Consider the following 22,641-nt stretch of genomic DNA (forward strand, 5'->3'; position numbering starts at 1 on the left):
GGCCCCGCCGGTCGGCCGGAGGTGGTTGACTCTGGAACGGGACGTGCGACGCCGCAGGGCCGTCGCGCCCGGGAGGAGGCGCCGTGGTCGAGCGACAGGAGCGCATGCTGGCGCTGCTGGAGCGCGGCGGCACGCTCACGGCGGGCGAACTCGCCGACCGGCTCGGCGTCACGCCCCGCACGGTGCGCAACTACGTCGCGGCGACGAACGGCGGTGCGGATGCGCCGGTGATCGTGTCCGGCCCGAACGGCTACCGCGTCGACCCGGCGGCGCTCGCCCGCTACCGCGAGCTCGAGCGCGACCCGGCCGACTCCCCGCGGGCCCGCCGCGGGCGCGTGCTGCGCCGCCTCGTCGACGCGCACGACCCGGTCGGCGTGCACGACCTGGCCGCGGGCCTCTACGTCAGCGAGTCGACGATCGAGGCCGACCTCGGACATGCCCGCGCCCGCCTGCAGGAGTCGGGCCTCCGCCTCGAGCGGCAGGGCGACGCCGTGCGCGTGGCCGGCACCGAGGCGGCGCGCCGACGCATGCTCGGCGCGCTCTTCCGCGAGGAGTCGAGCCGCGGCATGCTCGAGGTCGAGCACCTGCAGGCGGCGTTCGCGACCGATCGCCTGGCCGCGTTCAAGACCGCCCTGCTCGAGCGGCTGACCGAGTCGGGCTACCTCGTCAACGACTACGGCCTGAGCAACGTGCTGCTCCACGTCGCCGTCGCGGTCGACCGCATCACGCGCGACCACGTGCTCTCGGAGCCCGACGTCCCGGAGACCGCGGAGACCGCACCGCTCGCCGGCATCCTCCGGGAGCTCGTGCCCGAGCACTTCGGCATCGACCTCGGCGAGGCGGACGTGCGCTACCTCGCCTCCCTCATCGCCACGCGCGCGGCGACGCCGGTCGCGGGGCCCGCCGCCGACCTCGAGCGCTTCGTCGACCCGGCGCGCCTCGAGTCGGTGCGGCGGATCGTGCTCGAGGCGACCCGGCGCTACCTCGTGGACCTCGACGACGAGGAGTTCCTCGGCAGGCTCGCGATGCACGTGCAGCACCTCGTCGCGCGCGCGGGCGAGCAGTCGTACGCACGCAACCCGATCGCGGGGTCGCTCAAGTCGTCGTACCCGATGATCTACGAGCTCGCCGTCTTCATCGCGGGCGAGCTCCAGCGCGAGGAGGGCATCGACGTCAGCGAGGACGAGATCGCCTACATCGCCATGCACGTGGGCGCCCGGCTCGAGGACGCCACGGCCGGCAGCGACCGCATCGACGTCTCCGTCGTGGTGCCGGCCTACCAGGACCTCCACCTCGTGGCGCTTCGGCGCATCCGCGAGGTGCTCGCCTCGGACGCGCGCATCGTCGACGTGATCACCCGCAGCGACGTCGACTGGTCGGCGCTCGGGGGCGAGGTCGTGGTCACGACCGTGCCCGAGCGCCGGCACGACGACCGCGCGATCGTCGTGACCCCGTTCGTGGGCGACGACGACCTCGGCCGCGTGCGCTCGGGCATCGCGCAGGCGCGGCGGGCCCGGCGACGGGGGCGGCTCGCGGAGGAGCTGCTGGAGTACTTCGACCCGGAGCTGTTCCGCCGCAGCGTGCCCGACGTCGGCGCGGAGGGCGTCATCCAGGAGCTGGGTCGCGAGATGGTCGAGCGGGGCATCATCGACGACGCGTACGTCGAGGGCGCGCTCGAGCGCGAGCGACTGTCGTCCACCGCGTTCACCGAGCACCTCGCGGTGCCGCACGCCATGGCGATGACCGCGCGGCGCACCGCGATCTCCATCGTGGTGAGTCCCAGCCCGCTCCGCTGGGGCGACGAGGCGGTGCAGGTGGTCGCGCTGATCGCCTTCAGCGAGGAGGGCCGTGCGGCCTTCCAGCGCGTGTTCGACCAGTTCGTCGAGGTGTTCTCGGAGCCCGACCACGTGCGCGAGCTCGTCGCGGCGTCGACCGACTTCCCGTCGTTCATCGACGCGCTGTCGCACGTCATGGAGTCCTGAGCCGCCCGCGCCGGGGCATCCGCTCGACTCGTGGCCGCCGTGGCCGCCGGCGGATCAGCGCGGCGGCACCGGCACGATGCCGTGCGACGCGAGCGCATCGGCGCCGCCGTCGGGCGCCGTGAGCACCCACACGCCGTCCGCGTGCACGGCGATCGAGTGCTCCCAGTGCGCCGCATCGGCGCCGTCGGCGGTCGCGACCGTCCAGTCGTCGTCGCGCACGACCGTGTCGATCGACCCCGCGACGATCATCGGCTCGATCGCGACCACGAGGCCCGGTCGCACCTCCGGGCCCTTGGGCCGCACGCGGTAGTTGAACACCGGCGGCTCCTCGTGCATGGTGCGGCCGATGCCGTGGCCGACGTAGTCGGTGAGGATGCCCCACCGCCCGCGCGACTCGACGTGCTCCTGGATCGCCTCGCCCACCTCGTTCAGGTGCCGGGCGCCCGCGAGCGCGGCGACGCCCCGCCAGAGCGCGGACTCCGTGACCTCGGAGAGCTCGCGGCGGGCCGCCACCAGGTCGGACCGCTCCGGGTCGTCGATCACGACCGTGAACGCCGAGTCGCCGTTCCAGCCGCCGACCTGCGCGCCGCCGTCGACCGACACGATGTCGCCGGGCGCGAACGGGCGCTCACCCGGGATGCCGTGCACGACCTCGTCGTTCACCGAGACGCAGAGCGTGTGCCGGTAGCCGGGCACGAGCTTGAAGTTCGACTCGCCGCCGTGCTCGCGGATGACCGCCTCGGCGATGCGGTCCAGCTCGATCGGGGTGACACCCGGGCGGATCGCCGCACGCGCCGCCGCGAGCGCCGCAGCCGTCGCCTCGCCCGGCACGCGCATGGCGCGCAACTGCTCGGGCGTCTTGTAGATCGAGCGCTTGAACACGCGGGTCAGGCGTCGTCGACGGATGCCACCGCGCGCAGCCCGCGCGCAGCCATCGCGTCCAGGATCCGCTCCGTGACCTCCTCGACCGGGCCGAGGCCGTCGATCTCGACGACCAGGCCGCGCTCGCCGTAGACCTCCACGAGCGGAGCGGTCTGCTCGGCGTAGAGCGCCATGCGGTGGCGGATCACGTCCTCCGTGTCATCCGACCGCCCCTGCTCGGCAGCGCGCTTCAGCAGGCGCGCGACGACCTCGTCGGTGTCGGCCACGAGCTGGACGACCGCGTCGAGCGCGGTGCCGTCCTCCTCGAGGATGCGGTCGAGCTCGTGCACCTGCTCGATCGTGCGCGGGTACCCGTCGAGGAGGAAGCCCGTGGTCGCGTCCGCCTCCTGCAGGCGGTCGTGCACGATCGCGTTGGTGAGCGAGTCGGGCACGTACTCGCCGCGGTCCATGTACGCCTTCGCCTCGAGGCCGAGGGTGGTGCCGCCCTGCACGTTGGCGCGGAAGATGTCACCGGTCGACACGGCCGGGACGTCGTACGCCTGCGCGAGGCGCGCGGCCTGCGTGCCCTTGCCCGCGCCGGGCGGGCCGATCAGGAGGAGGCGGGTCATCGGAGGAGCCCTTCGTAGTGGCGCTGCTGCAGCTGCGCGTCGATCTGCTTCACGGTCTCGAGGCCGACGCCGACGATGATGAGGATCGACGCGCCGCCGAACGGGAAGTTCGCGTTCGCGCCGACGAGGCCGAGCGCGACCAGCGGGATGAGCGCGACGATGCCGAGGTAGATCGAGCCCGGCAGGGTCACGCGCGTCAGCACGTAGTCGAGGTACTCGGCGGTCGGGCGCCCGGCGCGGATGCCCGGGATGAAGCCGCCGTACTTCTTCATGTTCTCCGCGACGTCCTCCGGGTTGAAGGTGATCGCCACGTAGAAGTAGGTGAAGCCCACGATCAGCAGGAAGTACAGCAGCATGTACAGCGGGTGGTCGCCGTTGACGAGGTAGTTCTGGATCCAGACGACCCACGGCGAGGGCTCCTCGCCCGGCTGCGGCTGGTTGAACTGCGCGATCAGCGCCGGCAGGTACAGCAGCGACGAGGCGAAGATGACCGGCACGACGCCGGCCATGTTCACCTTGATCGGGATGTAGGTGTTGTTGCCGCCGTACGTGCGACGGCCGACCATGCGCTTGGCGTACTGCACCGGGATCCGGCGCTGCGACTGCTCGACGAACACGACCGCGACGACGATCGCGATGCCCACGACGAGCACGAGCGCGAAGATGTCCCAGCCGCGCGCGACGCCGATGGCCCACAGCGAGCCGGGGAAGGTCGCGGCGATCGAGGTGAAGATGAGCAGCGACATGCCGTTGCCGATGCCGCGCTCGGTGATGAGCTCGCCGAGCCACATGATGAGGCCGGTGCCGGCCGTCATGGTGATGACCATGAGCATGACCGCGTACCAGGCGTCGTTGGTGAGCAGCTGCGAGCACTCGGCGATGGGGTTCGTGTTGAACAGCGCGCCGCTGCGGGCCACGGTGATCAGCGTCGTCGACTGCAGCACCGCGAGGGCGATGGTGAGGTACCGCGTGTACTGGGTCAGGCGGGCCTGGCCGGCCTGGCCCTCCTTGTACAGGGTCTCGAAGTGCGGGATGACCACGCGCAGCAGCTGCGTGATGATCGACGCGGTGATGTACGGCATGATGCCCAGCGCGAAGATCGACAGCTGGAGCAGCGCGCCGCCCGAGAAGACGTTGACCAGCTCGTAGAGGCCGGACGTGCCCTGGTTCGCCGCGAGACACGCCTGGACGTTGCCGAAGTCGACGAACGGCGCCGGGATGAAGGAGCCGAGCCGGAACAGGGCGATGATCCCCAGGGTGAAGCCGATCTTCCTGCGAAGATCCGGCGTGCGGAAGATCCGCCCGATGGCGTTGAACACCTGTCCTCCTGTTGCTCCCTCTGCGGAGCAGGTCGTTGTTGCGGCTCGAGCCTGTCAGGGCCCCCGTAATACTACGCGAGGCCCCGACAGGCTCGACAACCGTGCTGCTGTGCGGGTGTTACTTGACGGATCCGCCGGCCGCCACGATCTTCTGCTCCGCGGAACCGGAGACCTTGTCGACCGCGACGTTGAGCTTGACCGCGATGTCGCCGTCGCCCAGCACCTTGACCTTCTCGTTCTTGCGCACCGCGCCCTTGGCCACGAGGTCGGAGACGGTCACGTCCCCGCCCTTCGGGTAGAGCTCGGCGAGCTTGGCCAGGTTGACCACCTGGTACTCGACGCGGAACGGGTTCTTGAACCCGCGCAGCTTCGGCGCACGCATGTGGTACGGCAGCTGGCCGCCCTCGAAGCCGACGCGCACCGTGTTGCGGGCCTTGGTGCCCTTGGTGCCGCGACCCGCGGTCTTGCCCTTCGAGCCCTCACCGCGACCCACGCGGGTCTTCGCCTTCTTGGCGCCGGGCGCCGGGCGGAGGTGGTGGACCTTCAGGACCTGCTCGCGCTCGGCCGACTCCTCCTGCTTGGCGGCGGCCTTGGCGGCCGGCGCCTTCTTGGCGGGAGCCTTGGCAGCCGGAGCCTTCTCGGCCGGAGCCTTCTCGGCAGCGGCCTTGGCCGGAGCCTTCTTCGCCGGAGTCTTCGCAGCCGGTGCCTTCTCGGCGGCGGGCTTGTCGGCTGCGGCCTTCGCCGGAGCCTTCTTCGCCGGAGCCTTGGCAGCCGGAGCCTTCTCGGCAGCGGCCTTGGCCGGAGCCTTCTTGGCCGGAGCCTTCTTCGGAGCCTCCGCGGCGTCCTTCTTCTCTTCTGCCATTAGTCGATCTCCTCAACCTTGACGAGGTGAGCGACGGTGTTGACGTACCCGCGGTTCTGCGGGGTGTCCTCGCGGACCACGACGTCACCGATGCGCTTGAGTCCGAGACTGCGCAGCGTGTCGCGCTGGTACTGCTTCTCGCTCACCTTGGACTTGATCTGGGTCACCTTGAGCCGTCCGGCCATCAGGCACCTGCCTTCGCTGCAGCGGCAGCCTCGGCTGCCTGGGCCTCGGCACGCAGCAGACGGGCCGGAGCGACCTCGTCGTAGTCGAGGCCGCGGCGAGCTGCGACGGCACGGGGCTCCTCGAGCTGCTGCAGCGCCTCGACGGTCGCGTGCACGATGTTGAGGGTGTTCGACGAGCCGAGCGACTTGCTCAGCACGTCGTGGATGCCGGCGCACTCGAGCACGGCACGCACCGGACCACCGGCGATGACACCGGTACCGGGAGCGGCCGGGCGCAGGAGCACGACGCCGGCTGCGGCCTCGCCCTGCACCGGGTGCGGGATGGTCGCGGCGACGCGCGGGACGCGGAAGAAGTTCTTCTTCGCCTCCTCGACACCCTTCGAGATCGCGGTCGGCACCTCGCGGGCCTTGCCGTAGCCGACCCCGACCATGCCGTTGCCGTCGCCCACGACGACGAGCGCCGTGAAGCTGAAGCGGCGACCGCCCTTGACGACCTTCGAGACGCGGTTGATGGTCACCACGCGCTCGAGGAACTGGCTCTTGTCGCTGTCGCGGTCACGGCCACGACCCTGGTTGCGGTCGCGACCGCCGCCACGACGGCCCTCGCGGGGCGCCTCGTTCTTCGACGACTCGCTCGAGGCGGCCGTCTCGACGGGGGTCTCCGAGACCACGTCTGCTTCCTTGTTGATCTTCTCGCTCACAGGTTCAGCCCTGCCTCTCGCGCTCCATCGGCGATCGCTGCGACACGACCGGCGTACTTGTTGCCACCGCGGTCGAAGATGACTGCCTCGACACCGGCGCTCTTCGCGCGCTCGGCGACGAGCTCGCCGACCTTGCGGGCCTTGGCGGTCTTGTCACCGTCGAACGTGCGGAGGTCGGCCTCCATGGTGGACGCCGAGGCGACCGTGTGGCCCTTGCTGTCGTCGACCACCTGGACGAAGACGTGGCGGGCCGAGCGGGTCACGACGAGGCGCGGACGCTGCTCGGTGCCGACGACCTTCTTGCGCAGGCGGACGTGGCGGCGCGAACGCGCAGCCGACTTGCTCTTGACGGCCATGATTACTTACCAGCCTTTCCGGCCTTGCGGCGAACGACCTCACCGGCGTAGCGGATGCCCTTGCCCTTGTAGGGCTCCGGCTTCTTGATCTTGCGGATGTTCGCTGCGGTCTCGCCGACGGCCTGCTTGTCGATGCCGGCGACGGTCAGCTTGTTGTTTCCCTCGACCGTGAACGTGATACCGGCCGGCGGCTCGACGGTGACCGGGTGCGAGAAGCCGAGGGCGAACTCGACCGAGCTGCCCTTCTGCTGCACGCGGTACCCGGTGCCGACGATCTCGAGGGCCTTCGAGTAGCCCTGCGTGACGCCGAGGATCTGGTTGTTGATGAGCGAACGGGTGAGACCGTGGAGCGAACGCGACTCGCGCTCGTCGTCCGGACGGGTGACGAGCACCTGGCCGTCCTCGACCTTGGCCTCGATGGGAGCCGCGACGACGAGCGAGAGCTCGCCCTTCGGGCCCTTCACGGTGACCTGACGGCCGTCGACCGAGACGGTGACGCCGGCAGGGATGTCGATGGGGAGACGTCCGATTCGTGACATGTCGGGTTACCACACGTAGGCGAGGACTTCCCCACCCACGCCCTTCTTCTCGGCCTGGCGGTCGGTGAGCAGACCGCTGGAGGTGGACAGGATCGCGACGCCGAGGCCGCCGAGAACCTTGGGGAGCTCGGTCGACTTCGCGTACACGCGGAGTCCGGGCTTCGAGACCCGCTTGATGCCAGCGATCGAGCGCTCGCGGTTGGGGCCGAACTTCAGCTGCAGCGTCAGCGTGGTGCCCACGCGTGCGTCGGAGACCTCGAAGTCGGCGATGTAGCCCTCGTTCTTCAGGATCTCGGCGATGTGCGCCTTGAGCTTCGAGTTCGGCATGGACACGCTGTCGTGGTGCGCGGAGTTGGCGTTGCGCAGCCGGGTCAGCATGTCAGCGACCGGATCGGTCATCGTCATGATGTGTTTCCTTCGTTCACCAGGTTTCGAGGCCCGTTACACGGGAACCGACCTGTGGTGGTGATCCGGACGGTTGCCCGGATCGGGTGCGGATGCCGCGCGCGGGGCGCGGCATCCGCGGGGTCCTACTGTGCGTTCGAGCCGGCCTGGTAGGGGAAGCCGAGCGCGGTCAGCAGCGCACGGCCCTCCTCGTCGGTGGTCGCGGTGGTCACCACGGTGATGTCCATGCCGCGGACGCGGTCGATCTTGTCCTGGTCGATCTCGTGGAACACGGACTGCTCCGTGAGACCGAAGGTGTAGTTGCCGTGACCGTCGAACTGGCGGTCGGAGAGGCCGCGGAAGTCCCGGATGCGGGGCAGCGCCAGCGAGAGCAGGCGGTCGAGGAACTCCCACATGCGGTCGCCACGGAGCGTGACGTGCGCGCCGATGGGCTGGCCCTCGCGCAGCTTGAACTGCGCGATCGACTTGCGCGCCTTGGTCACCTGCGGCTTCTGGCCCGTGATCTTGGTGAGGTCGGCGATCGCGCCGTCGATGACCTTGCCATCGCGCGCGGCCTCGCCGACGCCCATGTTCACGACGATCTTCGTGAGGCCGGGCACCTGGTGCACGTTGGTGTAGCCGTGCTCCTCGGTCAGCTTCGCGATGATCTCGGCCCGGTACTTCTGCTTGAGACGGGGCTGGATTTTGCCAGTTCCCACTGCAGTGTCGCTCATTGCTACAGGTCCTTACCTGACTTCTTGGCGTAACGAACGCGGACCGTCTTCTCGACGCCGTCCTTCGTCACGGTCTCGGTGCGGAAGCCGACGCGCGTCGGCTTCTTGGTCTCGGGGTCGACGATCGCGACGTTCGAGACGTGGATGGGCGCCTCGTGGGTCTCGATGCCGCCCGTCTTCGACCCGCGCTGGGTCTGGCCGACCCGCACGTGCTTGGTGACGTAGTTGACGCCCTCGACGACGACGCGGTCGTCGTTCGGGAACACCTCGATGACACGACCCTGCTTGCCGCGGTCTCCGCCGCGGTCCTGGCTCTTGCCCGAGATGACCTCGACGAGGTCGCCCTTCTTGATCTTCGCCATGACTTAGATGACCTCCGGCGCCAGCGAGATGATCTTCATGAACTTCTTGTCGCGCAGCTCGCGGCCGACCGGGCCGAAGATGCGGGTGCCACGGGGGTCACCGTCGTTCTTGAGGATCACTGCGGCGTTCTCGTCGAACTTGATGTACGAGCCGTCGGGACGACGGGTCTGCTTGACCGTGCGGACGATGACCGCCTTGACGACGTCGCCCTTCTTCACGTTGCCACCGGGGATCGCGTCCTTGACGGTCGCGACGATGGTGTCGCCGAGGCCGGCGTAGCGCCGGCTCGACCCGCCGAGCACGCGGATGGTGAGCAGCTCCTTGGCGCCGGTGTTGTCGGCGACCTTGAGCCGGGATTCCTGCTGAATCACTGTGTACTCCTTCTACGAAGCAAGCCCGCGGGGCTTACTTGGCCTTCTCGAGGATCTCGACAAGGCGCCAGCGCTTGGTGGCGCTCAGGGGCCGGGTCTCGCTGATGACGACCAGGTCGCCGATGCCGGCGGTGTTCTGCTCGTCGTGCGCCTTCACCTTGGAGGTGCGGCGGATGACCTTGCCGTAGAGCGGGTGCTTCACGCGGTCCTCGACCTCGACGACGATGGTCTTCTCCATCTTGTCGCTGACGACGTAGCCGCGGCGCACCTTGCGGTACGGGCGGACGAGCTCGGCCTTCTCGGCGACCTCGGCCGCAGCCTTCTTGGTCTCAGCCATGTCAGGCCTCCTTCGTCTCGGCGTCGGCCTCGGCGGCCGCTGCCTTCTTGGTCTTCTTCGCGGGCTTCTCGGCCTTCGCGGGCACCTCGACCGGGGCCGGGGTGGCGCGGATGCCGAGCTCGCGCTCGCGGATCACGGTGTAGATGCGCGCGATGTCGCGCTTGACGGCCTTCAGGCGGCCGTGGCTCTCGAGCTGACCGGTGGCGGCCTGGAAGCGCAGGTTGAAAAGCTCTTCCTTTGCCTTCTTCAGCTCGTCGACGAGTCGCTCGTCTTCGAAGGTGTCGAGCTCGATGGGGGCGAGCTCCTTGGATCCGACGGCCATTATGCGTCGCCCTCCTCGCGCTTGATGATGCGTGCCTTCAGGGGCAGCTTGTGGATTGCACGGGTCAGCGCCTCGCGTGCGAGCTCCTCGGAGACACCCGAGATCTCGAACATGACGCGGCCCGGCTTGACGTTGGCGACCCACCACTCGGGCGAACCCTTACCGGAACCCATGCGGGTCTCGGCCGGCTTCTTCGTGAGCGGACGGTCGGGGTAGATGTTGATCCACACCTTGCCGCCGCGCTTGATGTGACGCGTCACCGCGATACGAGCGGACTCGATCTGGCGGTTGGTCACGTAAGCGGGCGTCAGGGCCTGGATGCCGTACTCGCCGAACGACACCTTGGTGCCGCCGGTGGCCTGGCCACGGCGACCCGGGTGGTGCTGCTTGCGGTACTTGACTCGACGGGGAATCAACATGGTTATGCCTCAACTCCTGCTGCGACCGGCTCCTGCGCCTTGGGCGCACGACGGCGGTCTCCGCGCTCGGGGCGCGACGACTTCTGGTTGGCCTGCTCGCGGGCGAGCTCCTTGTTGGTGATGTCGCCCTTGTAGATCCAGACCTTCACGCCGATGCGGCCGAAGGTGGTCTTCGCCTCGTAGAAGCCGTAGTCGATGTTCGCGCGGAGGGTGTGCAGCGGCACGCGACCCTCGCGGTAGAACTCCGAACGGCTCATCTCGGCGCCGCCGAGGCGGCCGGAGACCTGGATGCGGACGCCCTTGGCGCCGGCGCGCTGCGCGCCCTGCAGGCCCTTGCGCATCGCGCGGCGGAAGGCCACGCGGGCGGAGAGCTGCTCGGCGATGCCCTGCGCGACGAGCTGGGCGTCGGCCTCGGGGTTCTTCACCTCGAGGATGTTGAGCTGGATCTGCTTGCCGGTGAGCTTCTCGAGGTCGGCGCGGATGCGCTCGGCCTCGGCGCCGCGGCGACCGATCACGATGCCCGGGCGGGCGGTGTGGATGTCGACGCGGACGCGGTCACGCGTGCGCTCGATCTCGATGCGCGAGACACCCGCGCGGTCGAGCGAGGTCTGCAGCAGGCGACGGATGCGGACGTCCTCTGCGAGGTAGTCCGAGTAGCGCTGGCCGGGCTTGTTCGAGTCGGAGAACCACCGCGACACGTGGTCGGTGGTCACGCCGAGACGGAAGCCGTACGGGTTTACCTTCTGACCCATTACTTCGTACCCTCCTCGGGAGTGGCGAGCACAACAGTGATGTGGCTGGTGCGCTTGTTGATGCGGAACGCACGACCCTGGGCACGCGGCTGGAATCGCTTGAGGGTGACACCCTCGTCGACGAAAGCGCGCGACACGTAGAGGTCCTGCTCGTCCAGGTAGGTGTTCGAGGCATCGGCCTTGACGCGAGCGTTCGCGATGGCCGAGGCGACGAGCTTGTACACCGGCTCGCTCGCACCCTGGGGGCGAACTTCAGGATGGCCAGGGCCTCCTGAGCCTGCTTGCCGCGGATCATGTTGACGACGCGGCGGGCCTTCATGGGGGTCACGCGGATGTGACGCACGCGTGCGATCGACTCCACCATTTCTCTCCTCCTTCACGCCACCGCGTCAGCGGCGGCGGCCCTTCTTGTCGTCCTTCACGTGTCCACGGAAGGTGCGGGTGGGCGCGAACTCGCCGAGCTTGTGGCCCACCATGGTCTCGGTGACGAACACCGGGATGTGCTTGCGGCCGTCGTGCACGGCGATCGTGTGACCCAGCATTGCGGGGACGATCATCGAGCGACGCGACCACGTCTTGATGACGTTCTTGGAACCGGCCTCGTTCTGCGTGACGACCTTGCGAAGCAGGTGCTCGTCGACGAAGGGGCCCTTCTTGAGACTGCGCGGCATCTTCTCTTACTCCTACTTGCGCTTCTTGCCGACGGTGCGACGACGGACGATGAGCTTGTCGCTCTCCTTGTTGGGGCGACGGGTGCGGCCCTCGGCCTGACCCCAGGGGCTGACCGGGTGGCGACCACCGGAGGTCTTGCCCTCGCCACCACCGTGCGGGTGGTCGATCGGGTTCATGGCGACACCGCGCACGGTCGGGCGGACGCCCTTCCAGCGCTTGCGGCCGGCCTTGCCCCAGTTGATGTTCGACTGCTCGGCGTTGCCGACCTCGCCGACGGTCGCGCGGCAGCGCGCGTCGACGTTGCGGATCTCGCCCGACGGCAGGCGGAGCTGCGCGTAAGGGCCGTCCTTGGCGACGAGGCGCACCGAGGCGCCCGCCGAGCGGGCCATCTTGGCGCCGCCGCCGGGGCGGAGCTCGATGGCGTGCACCACGGTACCGGTCGGGATGTTGCGCAGCGGCAGGTTGTTGCCCGGCTTGATGTCGGCCGAGGGACCCGACTCGACGAGGTCGCCCTGCGAGAGGCGGCTCGGCGCCAGGATGTAGCGCTTGGTGCCGTCCACGAAGTGCAGCAGCGCGATGCGCGCGGTGCGGTTCGGGTCGTACTCGATGTGCGCGACCTTGGCGGGCACGCCGTCCTTGTCGTTGCGACGGAAGTCGATGACGCGGTACTGGCGCTTGTGGCCACCACCGATGTGGCGGGTGGTGATGCGGCCCTGGTTGTTGCGCCCGCCCGACTTGGACAGGGGCTTCAGCAGCGACTTCTCCGGCGTCGACCGGGTGATCTCCGCGAAGTCGGCGACGGACGAACCGCGACGACCCGGGGTCGTGGGCTTGTACTTGCGAATAGCCATTTCTCGGTTGCTCCTTAGCCGACAGCCGTGAAGATGTCGATCGAGCCCGACTTCAGCGTGATGATGGCGCGCTTGGTGTCCTTGCGCTTGCCCATGCCGAAGCGGGTGCGGCGGGTCTTGCCCTGGCGGTTGAGGGTGTTCACCTGCGCGACCTCGACCTTGAAGATCTGCTCGATGGCGAGCTTGATCTCGGTCTTGTTGGCGCGGGGGTCCACGATGAACGTGTACTTGCCCTCGTCGATCAGGTTGTAGCTCTTCTCGGAGACCACCGGCGCGATGATGATCTCGCGGGGGTCCTTGTTCCATGCGGCGCTCATGCGGAGACCTCTTCCTTCGTGGCCTTCGAGGCGATGAAGCCCTCGAGCGCGGCCTTGGTGAAGACGATGTCGTCGGAGACGAGCACGTCGTAGGCGTTCAGCTGGTCGAACGGCAGCACGTGCACGGTCGGGATGTTGCGGACGGCGCGCTCGTTGAGCTCGTCGTCGCGAGTGAGCACCACCAGGACGTGCTTCGACGACGCGACGCCGTCGAGCAGCTCGATCGCGGCCTTCGTCTTCGGCGTCTCGCCGGCGAAGAGGCCCTCGACCGCGTGCACGCGGCTGCCGCGGGCACGGTCGGAGAGCGCGCCGAGCAGGGCTGCGGCGATCATCTTCTTGGGCGTGCGCTGCGAGTAGTCGCGCGGGGTCGGGCCGTGGACGACGCCACCGCCGGTCATGTGCGGCGCGCGGATCGAACCCTGGCGGGCGCGACCCGTGCCCTTCTGCTTGAAGGGCTTGCGGCCGGCACCGGAGACCTCACCGCGGTTCTTGGTCTTGTGCGTGCCCTGGCGCGCGGCGGCGAGCTGGGCGACGACGACCTGGTGGATCAGCGGGACGTTGGTCTGCACGTCGAAGAGCTCGGCGGGCAGCTCGATCGAGCCGGCCTTCTTGCCCTTGACGTCGACGATGTCGAGTGAGGTAGCCATGGACTACGCTCCCTTCACTGCGTTGCGGACGAAAACGAGGCGGCCACGAGCGCCGGGGACGGCGCCCTTGACGAGCAGCAGGCCCTTCTCGGCGTCGACCGAGTGCACCTTGAGGTTCAGCACGGTCACGCGCTCGCCGCCCATGCGGCCGGCCATGCGCATGCCCTTGAAGACGCGGCTCGGGGTCGAGGACGCGCCGATCGAACCGGGCTTGCGGTGGTTGCGGTGGGCACCGTGCGAGGCGGAGACGCCCTTGAAGTTGTGGCGCTTCATGACACCGGCGAAGCCCTTGCCCTTCGAGGTGCCGACGACGTCGACCAGCTGGCCGGCCTCGAAGGTCTCCTCGACGGTGAGCTCCTGGCCCAGCGAGTAGTCGGCGGCGTCAGCGGTGCGGACCTCGGCGAGGTGGCGACGCGGGGTGACGCCCGCGGCCTCGAAGTGGCCGGCGGCCGGCTTGAGGACCTTGCGGGGGTCGATCTGGCCCGCGGCGATCTGGACGGCGCTGTAGCCGTCCTTCTCGGGGTGCGCAGCTGGGTGACGACGTTGGGGGCGATCTCGATGACGGTCACCGGAATGACGCGGTTCTGGTCGTCCCACACCTGGGTCATGCCGAGCTTGGTGCCCAGGAGACCCTTGACGGTCTTGGTAGCAGTCGTGGACATGGGTTACCTCAGAGCTTGATCTCGATGTTGACGTCGGCCGGAAGGTCGAGGCGCATGAGCGAGTCGACCGCCTTGGGGGTCGGGTCGACGATGTCGATCAGGCGCTTGTGGGTGCGCATCTCGAAGTGCTCGCGGCTGTCCTTGTACTTGTGGGGCGAGCGGATGACGCACACCACGTTCTTCTCCGTGGGGAGCGGCACCGGGCCGACCACGGTCGCACCCGCGCGGGTCACCGTGTCGACGATCTTGCGCGCCGAGGTGTCGATGACCTCGTGGTCGTACGACTTCAGTCGAATGCGGATCTTCTGTCCCGCCATGGCTGACTCTCTCTCTGTCAAGGCGTCGTACAGCTCGCGCTGCATTGGACGCCGTCGTAGCACTCCGTGTGGTGCACCACTGTTCTTCTGTCAACGGCTCGTGATCGAGCCTGTCGAGACCACCGCGAATCCTCGCGGATCCGATCGCCTCGACACGCTCGACCGTCGAACCTGTCACCGACTCGTGCGCGCGGGCGCGAACCCGCTCGCGGACATGGCTGCGCCGTGTCCTTGCAGTTGTCGGTTGAGTCGTGTCCTGCTGCCCGCGGCCTAACCTGACCCCCGTGGGCTTCGCCCGAGGTGGTTATGCACTGCCTGGCAGTGATCCGAAACGCGCGCACGTTCGCCACGCGTTCGAAATGTTGAACTCAACGAGTTTGCCACATCGCACGTCGTTCGTGCAACCCGGGCGTGTCGCGATCGGCGTGTCGCCCAGCGGACTCCCAGCGGGGAGCATCCGGCGGCCCCGATCAGCGCGTCAGCGCGCCTCCCAGCCCTGCTCCCGGAGCGCCTGACGCGCCTGCTCGCGAGCCGAGTACGCCGTCTTCACGCCGCGGATCTCGCGGTAGTTCTGGTGCCCCGGGCCCGCCCACAGGATGGAGTCCTCCGCTGTGCAGAGCGAGACCGCGAGCCGGATCGCGCGCGGGGGCGGCGACACCACGTGCAGCTCCGCGTCGGGCCGCGCCGCGAGCGCGCCCTCCGCGAGCGTGCGGCGGATCGACGCGGCATCCTCGAACCGCGGGTGGTGGTCGGTGACGACGAGGATGTCGCTGCGCCGCACCGCCTCGGCCGCCATGTCGTGGCGCTTCGTCGTGTCGCGGTCGCCGTCGGCGCCGAAGACCATGATCACCTTGCCGGTGGTCACCGCGCGCACCGCGTCGAGCGTCTTCGCGAACGCGTCGGCGCTGTGGCCGAAGTCGACGTAGATCGCCGGCGAGCCCGGCGCCGCGACGTTCTCGGTGCGACCGGGGATCGGCGGGATCGCGCCGTCGTGCGCGAGCGCGTCGCGCACGACGTCGAACGAGCGCCCGCCCGCGATCAGCATGACGATGGCGAGGCCCGCGTTCGCCGCGTGGTGCTCGCCGATGGCGGGGATCATGGCCTCGAGTCGCTCGCCGTCGGGGCTCTCGAGTGCGAAGCGGGTGCCCTCGCGCGAGACCGCCGTGGTCCGCACGCGCCAGTCGGCCTCGACGTCGTCGCGCGAGGTGATCGTCTGCACCGGGATGCCGGAGCGCTCCACCACCCGCGCACCCCACGGGGTGTCGAGCGAGACCACGCCGGTCTCGGCCCGGTCGGTCTGGAACAGGGCCACCTTCTGGTCGAAGTACTCCTCCATCGACGCGTAGTCGTCGAGGTGGTCGTGGCTGAGGTTGGTGAACGCGGCGACCTGGAAGCGCACGCCGTCGATGCGGTGCCGCGTGAGGGCCTGCGCCGACACCTCGATCGCCGCGGTGGTGACGCCGCGCTCGCGCATCGTCGCGATGAGTGAGTGCATGTCGCTGGACTCGGGCGTGGTGAGCCCGGCGACGACGACCTCGCCGGCGACGCGCCGCTCCGCGGTGGAGCTGAGCCCCGCGACCTCGCCGAGTGCGCCGATCATGCCCTCGAGCAGGTGCACGGTGCTCGTCTTGCCGTTGGTGCCGGTCACGCCGAGCAGCTGGGGCGTGCCCTCGGTGTAGTCGTAGATGCGCGCAGCGACGGCGCCGAGCACCTCGCGCGGCACGGGCACGACGAGCACGGGCAGGGCGGATGCCTCGGCCAGCGCCGCCCCCTCCGCATCGGTCAGCAGCGCCACGGCGCCCGCCTCGGCGGCCTGGCCCGCGAACTGCGCGCCGTGCGCGTTCGCGCCGCGGATGCCCACGTAGAGGTCGCCCGGGCGCACCTGGCCCGACGCGAACGTCACGCCGGTGACCTGCACGTCCGCCGCGTCGGGCGCCACCTCGGCGCCTGCCGCGGCCGCGACCTCGCCGAGCGCGACCGGGTCGGTGCGTTCGGGGCGCAGGGTGATCGGCGCGGGGGCGATCTCGGTCAACGGGGCTCCTCTCGAGGCCGCAGGCGGCCACGGCGTCAGTCGCGTCGGCCACCGGCTCGTGACCGGCACCGTCGTGCGGGCGGGTCACCCGCGCATGCGTACCCAGCGATTCTAGGCGAGCGGGTGGTGCCTGCGGGAACGACGAAGGGGCCGGGCCCGAAGGCCCGACCCCTGTCGGTCGCGATGCTCCTGACGGAGCGGTTCGCTACTTGATGATCTTCGTGACCGTACCGGCGCCGACGGTGCGACCACCCTCGCGGATGGCGAAGCCGAGGCCCTCCTCCATGGCGATCGGCTGGATCAGGTCGACCGTCATGTCGGTGGTGTCGCCGGGCATGACCATCTCGGTGCCCTCGGGCAGCGTGATGACGCCGGTGACGTCGGTGGTGCGGAAGTAGAACTGCGGACGGTAGTTCGCGTAGAACGGGTTGTGGCGGCCACCCTCGTCCTTGGACAGGATGTACGCGGTGCCCTCGAACTCGGTGTGCGGCGTGACGGAACCCGGAGCGACGACGACCTGGCCGCGCTCGACCTCCTCGCGCTTGAGACCGCGGAGCAGGAGACCGCAGTTCTCGCCGGCCCACGCCTCGTCGAGCTGCTTGTGGAACATCTCGATACCGGTGACCGTGGTCTTCTGCGTCGGGCGGATGCCGACGATCTCGACCTCGGAGTTGATCTTCAGCGTGCCGCGCTCCGCACGGCCGGTGACGACGGTTCCACGACCGGTGATCGTGAAGACGTCCTCGATCGGCATGAGGAACGGCTTGTCCTTGTCGCGCACGGGGTCCGGGATCGAGTCGTCCACGGCCTCCATGAGCTCGAGCACCGAGTTGACCCACTGCTCGTCGCCCTCGAGCGCCTTGAGGCCCGAGACGCGCACGACCGGAGCGTCGTCGCCCGGGAAGCCCTGGCTCGAGAGGAGCTCGCGGACCTCGAGCTCGACGAGCTCCAGGATCTCCTCGTCGTCGACCATGTCGGCCTTGTTCAGCGCGACGAGCAGGTAGGGAACGCCGACCTGCTTGGCGAGCAGCACGTGCTCACGCGTCTGGGCCATGGGGCCGTCGGTCGCCGCGACCACGAGGATCGCGCCGTCCATCTGGGCCGCACCGGTGATCATGTTCTTGATGTAGTCGGCGTGACCCGGGGCGTCGACGTGCGCGTAGTGGCGCTTCGGCGTCTCGTACTCGACGTGCGAGATGTTGATCGTGATGCCGCGCTGGCGCTCCTCGGGAGCGGAGTCGATCGAAGCGAAGTCGCGCAGCACGTTGACGTCCGACGGGTACTTGTCAGCGAGCACCTTCGAGATCGCAGCGGTGAGCGTGGTCTTGCCGTGGTCGACGTGACCGATCGTTCCGATGTTGACGTGCGGCTTGGTCCGCTCGAACTTGGCCTTAGCCACTGTGGGTCCTCCTCAGGACTTACGTGTAGAAGCGCCGGGCGCCGGATTGCGCTCGGTGTCCTACGGGGTGTGTTGGGTATGTTACGCGAACCGGGTGGTTGCGCGCTGTGGAGGGCTACTCGCCCTTGTTCTTCTGGACGATCTCGTCGGCGACCGCCTTCGGGACCTCCGCGTAGCTCTCGAAGGTCATCGAGTACACCGCGCGGCCCGAGGTCTTCGACCGCAGGTCGCCGATGTAACCGAACATCTCCGACAGCGGGACGTTGGCGCGAATCACCTTCACACCACTGGCGTCCTCCATCGACTGGATCTGCCCGCGGCGCGAGTTCAGGTCGCCGATGACGTCGCCCATGTACTCCTCGGGCGTACGCACCTCGACGGCCATCAGCGGCTCGAGCAGAACCGGGTTCGCCTTCCGAGCGGCTTCCTTGAAGCCCATCGAACCGGCGATCTTGAACGCCATCTCCGAGGAGTCGACGTCGTGCGAGGCACCGTCCAGCAGCGTCGCCTTGACACCCACCATGGGGTATCCGGCGAGGATGCCGTACTGCATCGCGTCCTGGAATCCGGCGTCGACCGAGGGGATGTACTCCCGCGGGATGCGACCACCGGTGACCTTGTTCTCGAACTCGTAGGTCGTCTCGGCCGTGACCTCGAGCGGCTCGATCGCGAACTGGATCTTCGCGAACTGGCCCGATCCACCCGTCTGCTTCTTGTGGGTGTAGTCGTGCTTCTCGACCTTGCGCTTCAGGGTCTCGCGGTACGCGACCTGCGGCTTGCCGACGTTCGCCTCGACCTTGAACTCCCGCTTCATGCGGTCGACCAGGATGTCGAGGTGGAGCTCGCCCATGCCCTTGATGACGGTCTGGCCGGTCTCCGCGACCTGCTCGGTGCGGAAGGTCGGGTCCTCCTCGGCGAGCTTCTGGATCGCCGTGCCGAGCTTCTCCTGGTCGGCCTTGGTCTTCGGCTCGATCGCGACCTCGATCACGGGGTCGGGGAACGTCATCGACTCGAGGATGACCTGCTCGTTCGGGTCGGACAGGGTGTCGCCCGTGGTGGTGTCCTTCAGGCCGATGACCGCGTAGATGTGGCCGGCGGTGACGAAGTCGACCGGGTTCTCCTTGTTGGCGTGCATCTGGAAGATCTTCCCGATGCGCTCCTTCTTGCCCTTGGCCGTGTTGATGACCTGGCCGCCCGAGTCGAGACGACCCGAGTAGACGCGGATGTAGGTCAGACGACCGAAGAACGGGTGCGTCATGATCTTGAACGCGAGCGCGGCGAACGGCTCGTCGGCGTCGGCGTGACGCGGGACGATGGTCTCCTCGTCGCGGGCGTCGTGCGCCTCGATGGCCGGCATGTCCAGCGGCGACGGCAGGTAGTCCACGACCGCGTCGAGCATGGGCTGCACGCCGCGGTTCTTGAACGCCGAGCCGCAGAGCACGGGGTAGATCTCGCTGTTGATGGTGAGCTTGCGGATCGCGCCCTTGATCTCGGCGACCGTGAGCTCCTCGCCGCCGAAGTACTTCTCGAGCAGCGCGTCGTCGGTCTCGGCGACGGTCTCGAGCAGCGTCTGGCGGTACTCCTCGGCCTTGTCCTTCAGGTCGGCCGGGATCTCCTGCACCTCGTACTTCGCGCCGAGCGTCACGTCGCCCTTCGCGTCGCCGGGCCACACGAGCGCGCGCATCTCGACGAGGTCGATCACGCCGAGGAAGTCGTTCTCGGCACCGATCGGCAGCTGCAGCACGAGCGGCTTGGCGCCCAGGCGGCTGACGATGGTGTCGACGGTGAAGTAGAAGTCCGCACCGAGCTTGTCCATCTTGTTGACGAAGCAGATGCGCGGCACGTTGTACTTGTCGGCCTGGCGCCAGACGGTCTCGGACTGGGGCTCGACGCCCTCCTTGCCGTCGAAGACGGCGACCGCGCCGTCGAGCACGCGGAGGTTGCGCTCCACCTCCACGGTGAAGTCGACGTGGCCGGGCGTGTCGATGATGTTCAGCTGGATGTTGTTCCAGAAGCACGTCGTCGCGGCCGACGTGATGGTGATGCCGCGCTCCTGCTCCTGCGCCATCCAGTCCATCGTGGCGGCGCCGTCGTGCACCTCGCCGATCTTGTGCGTGATGCCCGTGTAGAACAGGATGCGCTCGGTCGTGGTGGTCTTGCCGGCATCGATGTGGGCCATGATGCCGAAGTTGCGGACCTTGGTCAGGTCGGTGAGCACATCCTGTGCCACGGGTTCCTCCGGGGGATTTCGTTGACGGGGTGGGGGTGAGCGGATGCCGCGGGGCGTCGCCTCGCGGCATCCGCCCGCCTCTTACCAGCGGTAGTGGGCGAAGGCGCGGTTCGACTCGGCCATCTTGTGGGTGTCCTCGCGGCGCTTGACCGCGGCACCCAGGCCGTTCGAGGCGTCGAGGATCTCGTTGGTGAGACGCTCGGTCATGGTCTTCTCGCGGCGGGCCTTGGCGTAGCTGGTGAGCCAGCGCAGCGCCAGGGTGTTCGCACGGTGGGGCTTGACCTCGACGGGGACCTGGTAGGTCGAGCCGCCGACGCGACGCGAGCGGACCTCGAGGGTCGGGCGCACGTTGTCGAGGGCCTTCTTGAGGGTCACGACGGCGTCCTGGCCGGACTTCGAGGCGACGTTCTCGAGCGCGTCGTAGACGATGCGCTGCGCGAGGTCCTTCTTGCCGTCGACGAGGATCTTGTTGACGAGCTGGCTGACGACGGGCGAGCCGTAGACCGGGTCGGCGACGACGGGGCGCTTCGGAGCGGGTCCCTTGCGAGGCATTACTTCTTCTCCATCTTCGCGCCGTAGCGGCTGCGCGACTGCTTGCGGTTCTTGACCGCCTGCGTGTCGAGCGCGCCGCGGATGATCTTGTAGCGGACGCCGGGGAGGTCCTTCACACGACCGCCGCGGACGAGCACCATCGAGTGCTCCTGCAGGTTGTGGCCCTCACCGGGGATGTAGGCGGTGACCTCGGTGCCGTTCGAGAGCTTCACGCGGGCGACCTTGCGCAGCGCCGAGTTCGGCTTCTTCGGGGTGGTGGTGTAGACGCGCGTGCAGACGCCGCGCTGCTGGGGGTTGGCCTTCAGGGCCGGGGCCTTGGTCTTGTCGACCTTCGGCGAGCGGCCCTTGCGGACCAGCTGCTGAATGGTGGGCACTCGTTCTCCTTGTTCATGCTGCACGGTGACAGCGGTGATGGATTGTGTCGCATCATGACCCACCGGCACCGCAGAGCTGCAGCGCCTTCGTATGGTGGGTATGCCGTGGGGGTAACTCGTCCAGAGTTCCCTTGGAGTGTGGATCCGTTCGCTACCCGGCTCGTACCCGGGGGCACGCTTCAGGCGCGCGGCGAAGCGCACACCAGATCAATGTTACCCGGGGTGTTCTGGGTGGTCAAATGGCGGCGCGAGCCCCCAGCGACTGCTCAGGGACCGGCTCAGGGCCCCGGCCACATGGGCGAGTCGAGCTCGCGGTCGAGGTCGGCGAGGAGCTCGGCGACCTGCGGCTCGACGACGCCGGCGATCCCCTCCGCGATGCGCGCGCGGTGGTCGCGCAGCGCGGCGCAGATGCGGCGCCCGATCTGCTTCGCGAACTCGTCCGCCAGCCGGACCTCCTCGCGGATGGCGGCCTTCTCCTCGGCCGAGAGGGGGCGCGGATGCTCCGCCTCCGCGCCCTCCGCCGCGTCGCGCTCGAGCCCGCCGATCGTGAACAGGAACGGCTGGTCGGGCGACGGGTCCGGATCGAGCTCGAGTCCGCGGTACTCGGGGTCGAGCCCCTCGCCCGGACGGTAGGGCCGACGCGCCTTGCGCTCCTCGGCCTGGCGCAGCTCGCGGTGCAGCAGCGGGAGGTTGCGGTCGGTGTAGTCGTCGACGGCCACGTCGATGATGCCCTTCATGCGCATCGACAGGGCGTGCTGCACGCCGTGCGGCACGTCGACCTCGAGGCCCGCCGCGGCGAGGATCGGCGAGCCGAAGCAGCGTCGGCAGAGCCGCACCCGGGCACGTGCGGTGCCGGGGCGCCACCGCGGGAGCCAGCGGAGCCAGTTGTCGACCTCGTGGCTGACCCGAGCCTCGATCGACCCGTCCATCGCGGTTCACGCTAGCGCGTGCACGCCTCCGATGCACCGCGCGGCGGACGCACGGCGCGTCACGTGCGCTCCTCCCAGGGCCAGCGCGGCGGCCCGGCGCTGCGGCCGCGCCGCCGGACGAGCGCGATGTCGGCCCACGTCACGGCCGCCGCGAAGAGCGCCACGATCGACGTGAACGGGCTCAGCACGAGGGTGACGGCGAAGTCGAGCGAGTCGACGGTGCCCCCGTACGCGATCACCCCGGTCAGCACGTACCCGGCCCACGCGGCGACGCCCGTCCAGATGCCGAACCAGGTGGAGGCGGCCTGGTCGCGGAACCGGCGACCGGGCACCGCGAACAGCAGCATCGCCAGCAGCACCAGCACCGCCACCCCGACCATCGCGGGGCCGAGCAGCAGGCCCGCGTCGGGCAACGTGATCGGGTCGCCGCCGAACAGCAGGGCGAGGAAGCCGAACGCGCAGACCAGGGCGGCGAGATACGTCGCGGTCGCGAACGGGGCGAGCGCCCGGGCGTAGTTCCGCTGGTCGGCGTCCATCGTCCGA

General features: G+C 69.0%; 29 protein-coding genes and 2 pseudogenes. 1 reads left to right on the forward strand and 30 read right to left on the reverse strand.

The features are described from left to right. The first annotated feature begins 83 nt into the window (after positions 1-83). A complete protein-coding gene (locus QUE38_RS04015; RefSeq protein WP_286310342.1) occupies positions 84-1,982 on the forward strand; it encodes a BglG family transcription antiterminator in 1,899 nt (632 codons plus the stop codon). Positions 1,983-2,036: 54 nt separating this feature from the next. On the opposite strand, the gene map is transcribed toward QUE38_RS04015, so the two are convergent. The 30 genes and pseudogenes from map to QUE38_RS04165 form a co-directional block, all read right to left on the reverse strand. After that, positions 2,037-2,864, reverse strand: coding sequence for a type I methionyl aminopeptidase (gene map / locus QUE38_RS04020; protein WP_286310343.1), 828 nt, complete (start codon positions 2,862-2,864; stop codon positions 2,037-2,039). A gap of 5 nt (positions 2,865-2,869) precedes the next feature. After that, on the reverse strand, positions 2,870-3,472 hold the full coding sequence (locus tag QUE38_RS04025) for an adenylate kinase (RefSeq protein WP_286310344.1): 603 nt from the start codon (positions 3,470-3,472) through the stop codon (positions 2,870-2,872). Further along, positions 3,469-4,791 (reverse strand): preprotein translocase subunit SecY, encoded by a 1,323-nt coding sequence (gene secY, locus QUE38_RS04030; RefSeq protein WP_286310345.1) that lies wholly within the window; start codon positions 4,789-4,791, stop codon positions 3,469-3,471. The genes QUE38_RS04025 and secY overlap by 4 nt, the downstream gene beginning before the upstream one ends. Positions 4,792-4,909: 118 nt before the next feature. Then, positions 4,910-5,653: a 50S ribosomal protein L15 gene (rplO, locus tag QUE38_RS04035; protein WP_286310346.1), complete on the reverse strand. Its 744-nt coding sequence runs from the start codon at positions 5,651-5,653 to the stop codon at positions 4,910-4,912. Beyond that, positions 5,653-5,838: a 50S ribosomal protein L30 gene (gene rpmD, locus QUE38_RS04040; RefSeq protein WP_281884931.1), complete on the reverse strand. Its 186-nt coding sequence runs from the start codon at positions 5,836-5,838 to the stop codon at positions 5,653-5,655. Before rpmD ends, rplO begins: the two co-directional genes overlap by 1 nt. Continuing rightward, positions 5,838-6,539, reverse strand: a complete 702-nt coding sequence (gene rpsE, locus QUE38_RS04045; RefSeq protein WP_281884929.1) for a 30S ribosomal protein S5 — start codon at positions 6,537-6,539, stop codon at positions 5,838-5,840. The genes rpmD and rpsE overlap by 1 nt, the downstream gene beginning before the upstream one ends. Then, complete coding sequence (rplR, locus tag QUE38_RS04050) at positions 6,536-6,895, reverse strand: 50S ribosomal protein L18 (protein ID WP_286310347.1); 360 nt, start codon at positions 6,893-6,895, stop codon at positions 6,536-6,538. The genes rpsE and rplR overlap by 4 nt, the downstream gene beginning before the upstream one ends. A 2-nt stretch (positions 6,896-6,897) precedes the next feature. After that, positions 6,898-7,434: a 50S ribosomal protein L6 gene (gene rplF / locus QUE38_RS04055; protein WP_286310348.1), complete on the reverse strand. Its 537-nt coding sequence runs from the start codon at positions 7,432-7,434 to the stop codon at positions 6,898-6,900. A gap of 6 nt (positions 7,435-7,440) precedes the next feature. Further along, entirely contained in the window at positions 7,441-7,839 is a 399-nt protein-coding gene (rpsH, locus tag QUE38_RS04060; protein ID WP_281884924.1) for a 30S ribosomal protein S8, read from the reverse strand. Between the two features lie 125 nt (positions 7,840-7,964). Further along, on the reverse strand, positions 7,965-8,552 hold the full coding sequence (gene rplE, locus QUE38_RS04065) for a 50S ribosomal protein L5 (RefSeq protein WP_286310349.1): 588 nt from the start codon (positions 8,550-8,552) through the stop codon (positions 7,965-7,967). Between the two features lie 2 nt (positions 8,553-8,554). Next, positions 8,555-8,914 carry a 50S ribosomal protein L24 gene (rplX, locus tag QUE38_RS04070; protein WP_286310350.1) on the reverse strand — a complete coding sequence of 120 codons (360 nt, stop codon included), beginning with the start codon at positions 8,912-8,914 and terminating at the stop codon, positions 8,555-8,557. Positions 8,915-8,917: 3 nt separating this feature from the next. Next, positions 8,918-9,286 (reverse strand): 50S ribosomal protein L14, encoded by a 369-nt coding sequence (rplN, locus tag QUE38_RS04075; protein WP_281884919.1) that lies wholly within the window; start codon positions 9,284-9,286, stop codon positions 8,918-8,920. 34 nt (positions 9,287-9,320) lie between these two features. After that, positions 9,321-9,623 (reverse strand): 30S ribosomal protein S17, encoded by a 303-nt coding sequence (rpsQ, locus tag QUE38_RS04080; protein WP_281884917.1) that lies wholly within the window; start codon positions 9,621-9,623, stop codon positions 9,321-9,323. Between the two features lies 1 nt (position 9,624). Then, positions 9,625-9,945: a 50S ribosomal protein L29 gene (gene rpmC / locus QUE38_RS04085; RefSeq protein ID WP_286310351.1), complete on the reverse strand. Its 321-nt coding sequence runs from the start codon at positions 9,943-9,945 to the stop codon at positions 9,625-9,627. Further along, the gene (gene rplP, locus QUE38_RS04090; protein WP_286310352.1) at positions 9,945-10,364 is read right to left on the reverse strand and encodes a 50S ribosomal protein L16; all 420 of its coding nucleotides are present in this window, start codon (positions 10,362-10,364) and stop codon (positions 9,945-9,947) included. Before rplP ends, rpmC begins: the two co-directional genes overlap by 1 nt. 2 nt (positions 10,365-10,366) lie before the next feature. Beyond that, complete coding sequence (gene rpsC / locus QUE38_RS04095; RefSeq protein WP_281884911.1) at positions 10,367-11,116, reverse strand: 30S ribosomal protein S3; 750 nt, start codon at positions 11,114-11,116, stop codon at positions 10,367-10,369. Further along, a pseudogene (gene rplV / locus QUE38_RS04100) lies at positions 11,116-11,480 on the reverse strand (50S ribosomal protein L22). The gene rpsC and the pseudogene rplV overlap by 1 nt, the downstream one beginning before the upstream one ends. A gap of 25 nt (positions 11,481-11,505) precedes the next feature. Then, positions 11,506-11,787 (reverse strand): 30S ribosomal protein S19, encoded by a 282-nt coding sequence (gene rpsS, locus QUE38_RS04105; protein WP_281884907.1) that lies wholly within the window; start codon positions 11,785-11,787, stop codon positions 11,506-11,508. Positions 11,788-11,799: 12 nt separating this feature from the next. Further along, positions 11,800-12,639, reverse strand: a complete 840-nt coding sequence (gene rplB / locus QUE38_RS04110) for a 50S ribosomal protein L2 (RefSeq protein WP_286310353.1) — start codon at positions 12,637-12,639, stop codon at positions 11,800-11,802. Between the two features lie 14 nt (positions 12,640-12,653). Further along, the gene (gene rplW / locus QUE38_RS04115; RefSeq protein WP_281884903.1) at positions 12,654-12,956 is read right to left on the reverse strand and encodes a 50S ribosomal protein L23; all 303 of its coding nucleotides are present in this window, start codon (positions 12,954-12,956) and stop codon (positions 12,654-12,656) included. Further along, complete coding sequence (rplD, locus tag QUE38_RS04120; protein ID WP_286310354.1) at positions 12,953-13,603, reverse strand: 50S ribosomal protein L4; 651 nt, start codon at positions 13,601-13,603, stop codon at positions 12,953-12,955. The genes rplW and rplD overlap by 4 nt, the downstream gene beginning before the upstream one ends. A 3-nt stretch (positions 13,604-13,606) precedes the next feature. Further along, positions 13,607-14,265, reverse strand: a pseudogene (rplC, locus tag QUE38_RS04125) (50S ribosomal protein L3). 8 nt (positions 14,266-14,273) lie between these two features. Next, a complete protein-coding gene (gene rpsJ / locus QUE38_RS04130) occupies positions 14,274-14,582 on the reverse strand; it encodes a 30S ribosomal protein S10 (RefSeq protein ID WP_017201594.1) in 309 nt (102 codons plus the stop codon). A gap of 478 nt (positions 14,583-15,060) precedes the next feature. Next, positions 15,061-16,614, reverse strand: a complete 1,554-nt coding sequence (locus tag QUE38_RS04135) for a Mur ligase family protein (RefSeq protein ID WP_286310355.1) — start codon at positions 16,612-16,614, stop codon at positions 15,061-15,063. 205 nt (positions 16,615-16,819) lie between these two features. Next, positions 16,820-18,013 (reverse strand): elongation factor Tu, encoded by a 1,194-nt coding sequence (gene tuf, locus QUE38_RS04140; protein ID WP_286310356.1) that lies wholly within the window; start codon positions 18,011-18,013, stop codon positions 16,820-16,822. Positions 18,014-18,128: 115 nt separating this feature from the next. Continuing rightward, entirely contained in the window at positions 18,129-20,243 is a 2,115-nt protein-coding gene (gene fusA / locus QUE38_RS04145; RefSeq protein WP_286310357.1) for an elongation factor G, read from the reverse strand. An 81-nt stretch (positions 20,244-20,324) separates the two neighbouring features. After that, positions 20,325-20,795 carry a 30S ribosomal protein S7 gene (gene rpsG, locus QUE38_RS04150; protein WP_286310358.1) on the reverse strand — a complete coding sequence of 157 codons (471 nt, stop codon included), beginning with the start codon at positions 20,793-20,795 and terminating at the stop codon, positions 20,325-20,327. Continuing rightward, on the reverse strand, positions 20,795-21,169 hold the full coding sequence (gene rpsL / locus QUE38_RS04155) for a 30S ribosomal protein S12 (RefSeq protein WP_281884886.1): 375 nt from the start codon (positions 21,167-21,169) through the stop codon (positions 20,795-20,797). The genes rpsG and rpsL overlap by 1 nt, the downstream gene beginning before the upstream one ends. 278 nt (positions 21,170-21,447) lie before the next feature. Further along, a complete protein-coding gene (locus QUE38_RS04160; protein WP_286310359.1) occupies positions 21,448-22,098 on the reverse strand; it encodes a spermidine/putrescine ABC transporter substrate-binding protein in 651 nt (216 codons plus the stop codon). Between the two features lie 59 nt (positions 22,099-22,157). Then, positions 22,158-22,634 (reverse strand): DUF6121 family protein, encoded by a 477-nt coding sequence (locus tag QUE38_RS04165; RefSeq protein WP_286310360.1) that lies wholly within the window; start codon positions 22,632-22,634, stop codon positions 22,158-22,160. Positions 22,635-22,641 lie beyond the last annotated feature (7 nt).

This window comes from Agromyces mangrovi (assembly GCF_030296695.1).
In the GTDB taxonomy this organism is placed as follows: domain Bacteria; phylum Actinomycetota; class Actinomycetes; order Actinomycetales; family Microbacteriaceae; genus Agromyces; species Agromyces mangrovi.

Excerpts from the sequence above, each read along its gene's own strand:
- QUE38_RS04160 (WP_286310359.1), bottom strand. The coding sequence starts at position 22,098 with ATGGACGGGTCGATCGAGGCTCGGGTCAGCCACGAGGTCGACAACTGG.
- rplE (WP_286310349.1), bottom strand. The coding sequence starts at position 8,552 with ATGAGCGACACTGCAGTGGGAACTGGCAAAATCCAGCCCCGTCTCAAG.
- rpsG (WP_286310358.1), bottom strand. The coding sequence starts at position 20,795 with ATGCCTCGCAAGGGACCCGCTCCGAAGCGCCCCGTCGTCGCCGACCCG.
- rpmC (WP_286310351.1), bottom strand. The coding sequence starts at position 9,945 with ATGGCCGTCGGATCCAAGGAGCTCGCCCCCATCGAGCTCGACACCTTC.
- rplO (WP_286310346.1), bottom strand. The coding sequence starts at position 5,653 with ATGGCAGAAGAGAAGAAGGACGCCGCGGAGGCTCCGAAGAAGGCTCCG.
- rpsQ (WP_281884917.1), bottom strand. The coding sequence starts at position 9,623 with ATGGCTGAGACCAAGAAGGCTGCGGCCGAGGTCGCCGAGAAGGCCGAG.
- rpsS (WP_281884907.1), bottom strand. The coding sequence starts at position 11,787 with ATGCCGCGCAGTCTCAAGAAGGGCCCCTTCGTCGACGAGCACCTGCTT.
- rplW (WP_281884903.1), bottom strand. The coding sequence starts at position 12,956 with ATGAGCGCCGCATGGAACAAGGACCCCCGCGAGATCATCATCGCGCCG.
- rplP (WP_286310352.1), bottom strand. The coding sequence starts at position 10,364 with ATGTTGATTCCCCGTCGAGTCAAGTACCGCAAGCAGCACCACCCGGGT.
- rplX (WP_286310350.1), bottom strand. The coding sequence starts at position 8,914 with ATGGCGAAGATCAAGAAGGGCGACCTCGTCGAGGTCATCTCGGGCAAG.
- rpsH (WP_281884924.1), bottom strand. The coding sequence starts at position 7,839 with ATGACGATGACCGATCCGGTCGCTGACATGCTGACCCGGCTGCGCAAC.
- QUE38_RS04165 (WP_286310360.1), bottom strand. The coding sequence starts at position 22,634 with ATGGACGCCGACCAGCGGAACTACGCCCGGGCGCTCGCCCCGTTCGCG.
- rpsJ (WP_017201594.1), bottom strand. The coding sequence starts at position 14,582 with ATGGCGGGACAGAAGATCCGCATTCGACTGAAGTCGTACGACCACGAG.
- rplD (WP_286310354.1), bottom strand. The coding sequence starts at position 13,603 with ATGGCTACCTCACTCGACATCGTCGACGTCAAGGGCAAGAAGGCCGGC.
- rplB (WP_286310353.1), bottom strand. The coding sequence starts at position 12,639 with ATGGCTATTCGCAAGTACAAGCCCACGACCCCGGGTCGTCGCGGTTCG.
- rpmD (WP_281884931.1), bottom strand. The coding sequence starts at position 5,838 with ATGGCCGGACGGCTCAAGGTGACCCAGATCAAGTCCAAGGTGAGCGAG.
- rpsC (WP_281884911.1), bottom strand. The coding sequence starts at position 11,116 with ATGGGTCAGAAGGTAAACCCGTACGGCTTCCGTCTCGGCGTGACCACC.
- rplF (WP_286310348.1), bottom strand. The coding sequence starts at position 7,434 with ATGTCACGAATCGGACGTCTCCCCATCGACATCCCTGCCGGCGTCACC.
- QUE38_RS04025 (WP_286310344.1), bottom strand. The coding sequence starts at position 3,472 with ATGACCCGCCTCCTCCTGATCGGCCCGCCCGGCGCGGGCAAGGGCACG.
- rplR (WP_286310347.1), bottom strand. The coding sequence starts at position 6,895 with ATGGCCGTCAAGAGCAAGTCGGCTGCGCGTTCGCGCCGCCACGTCCGC.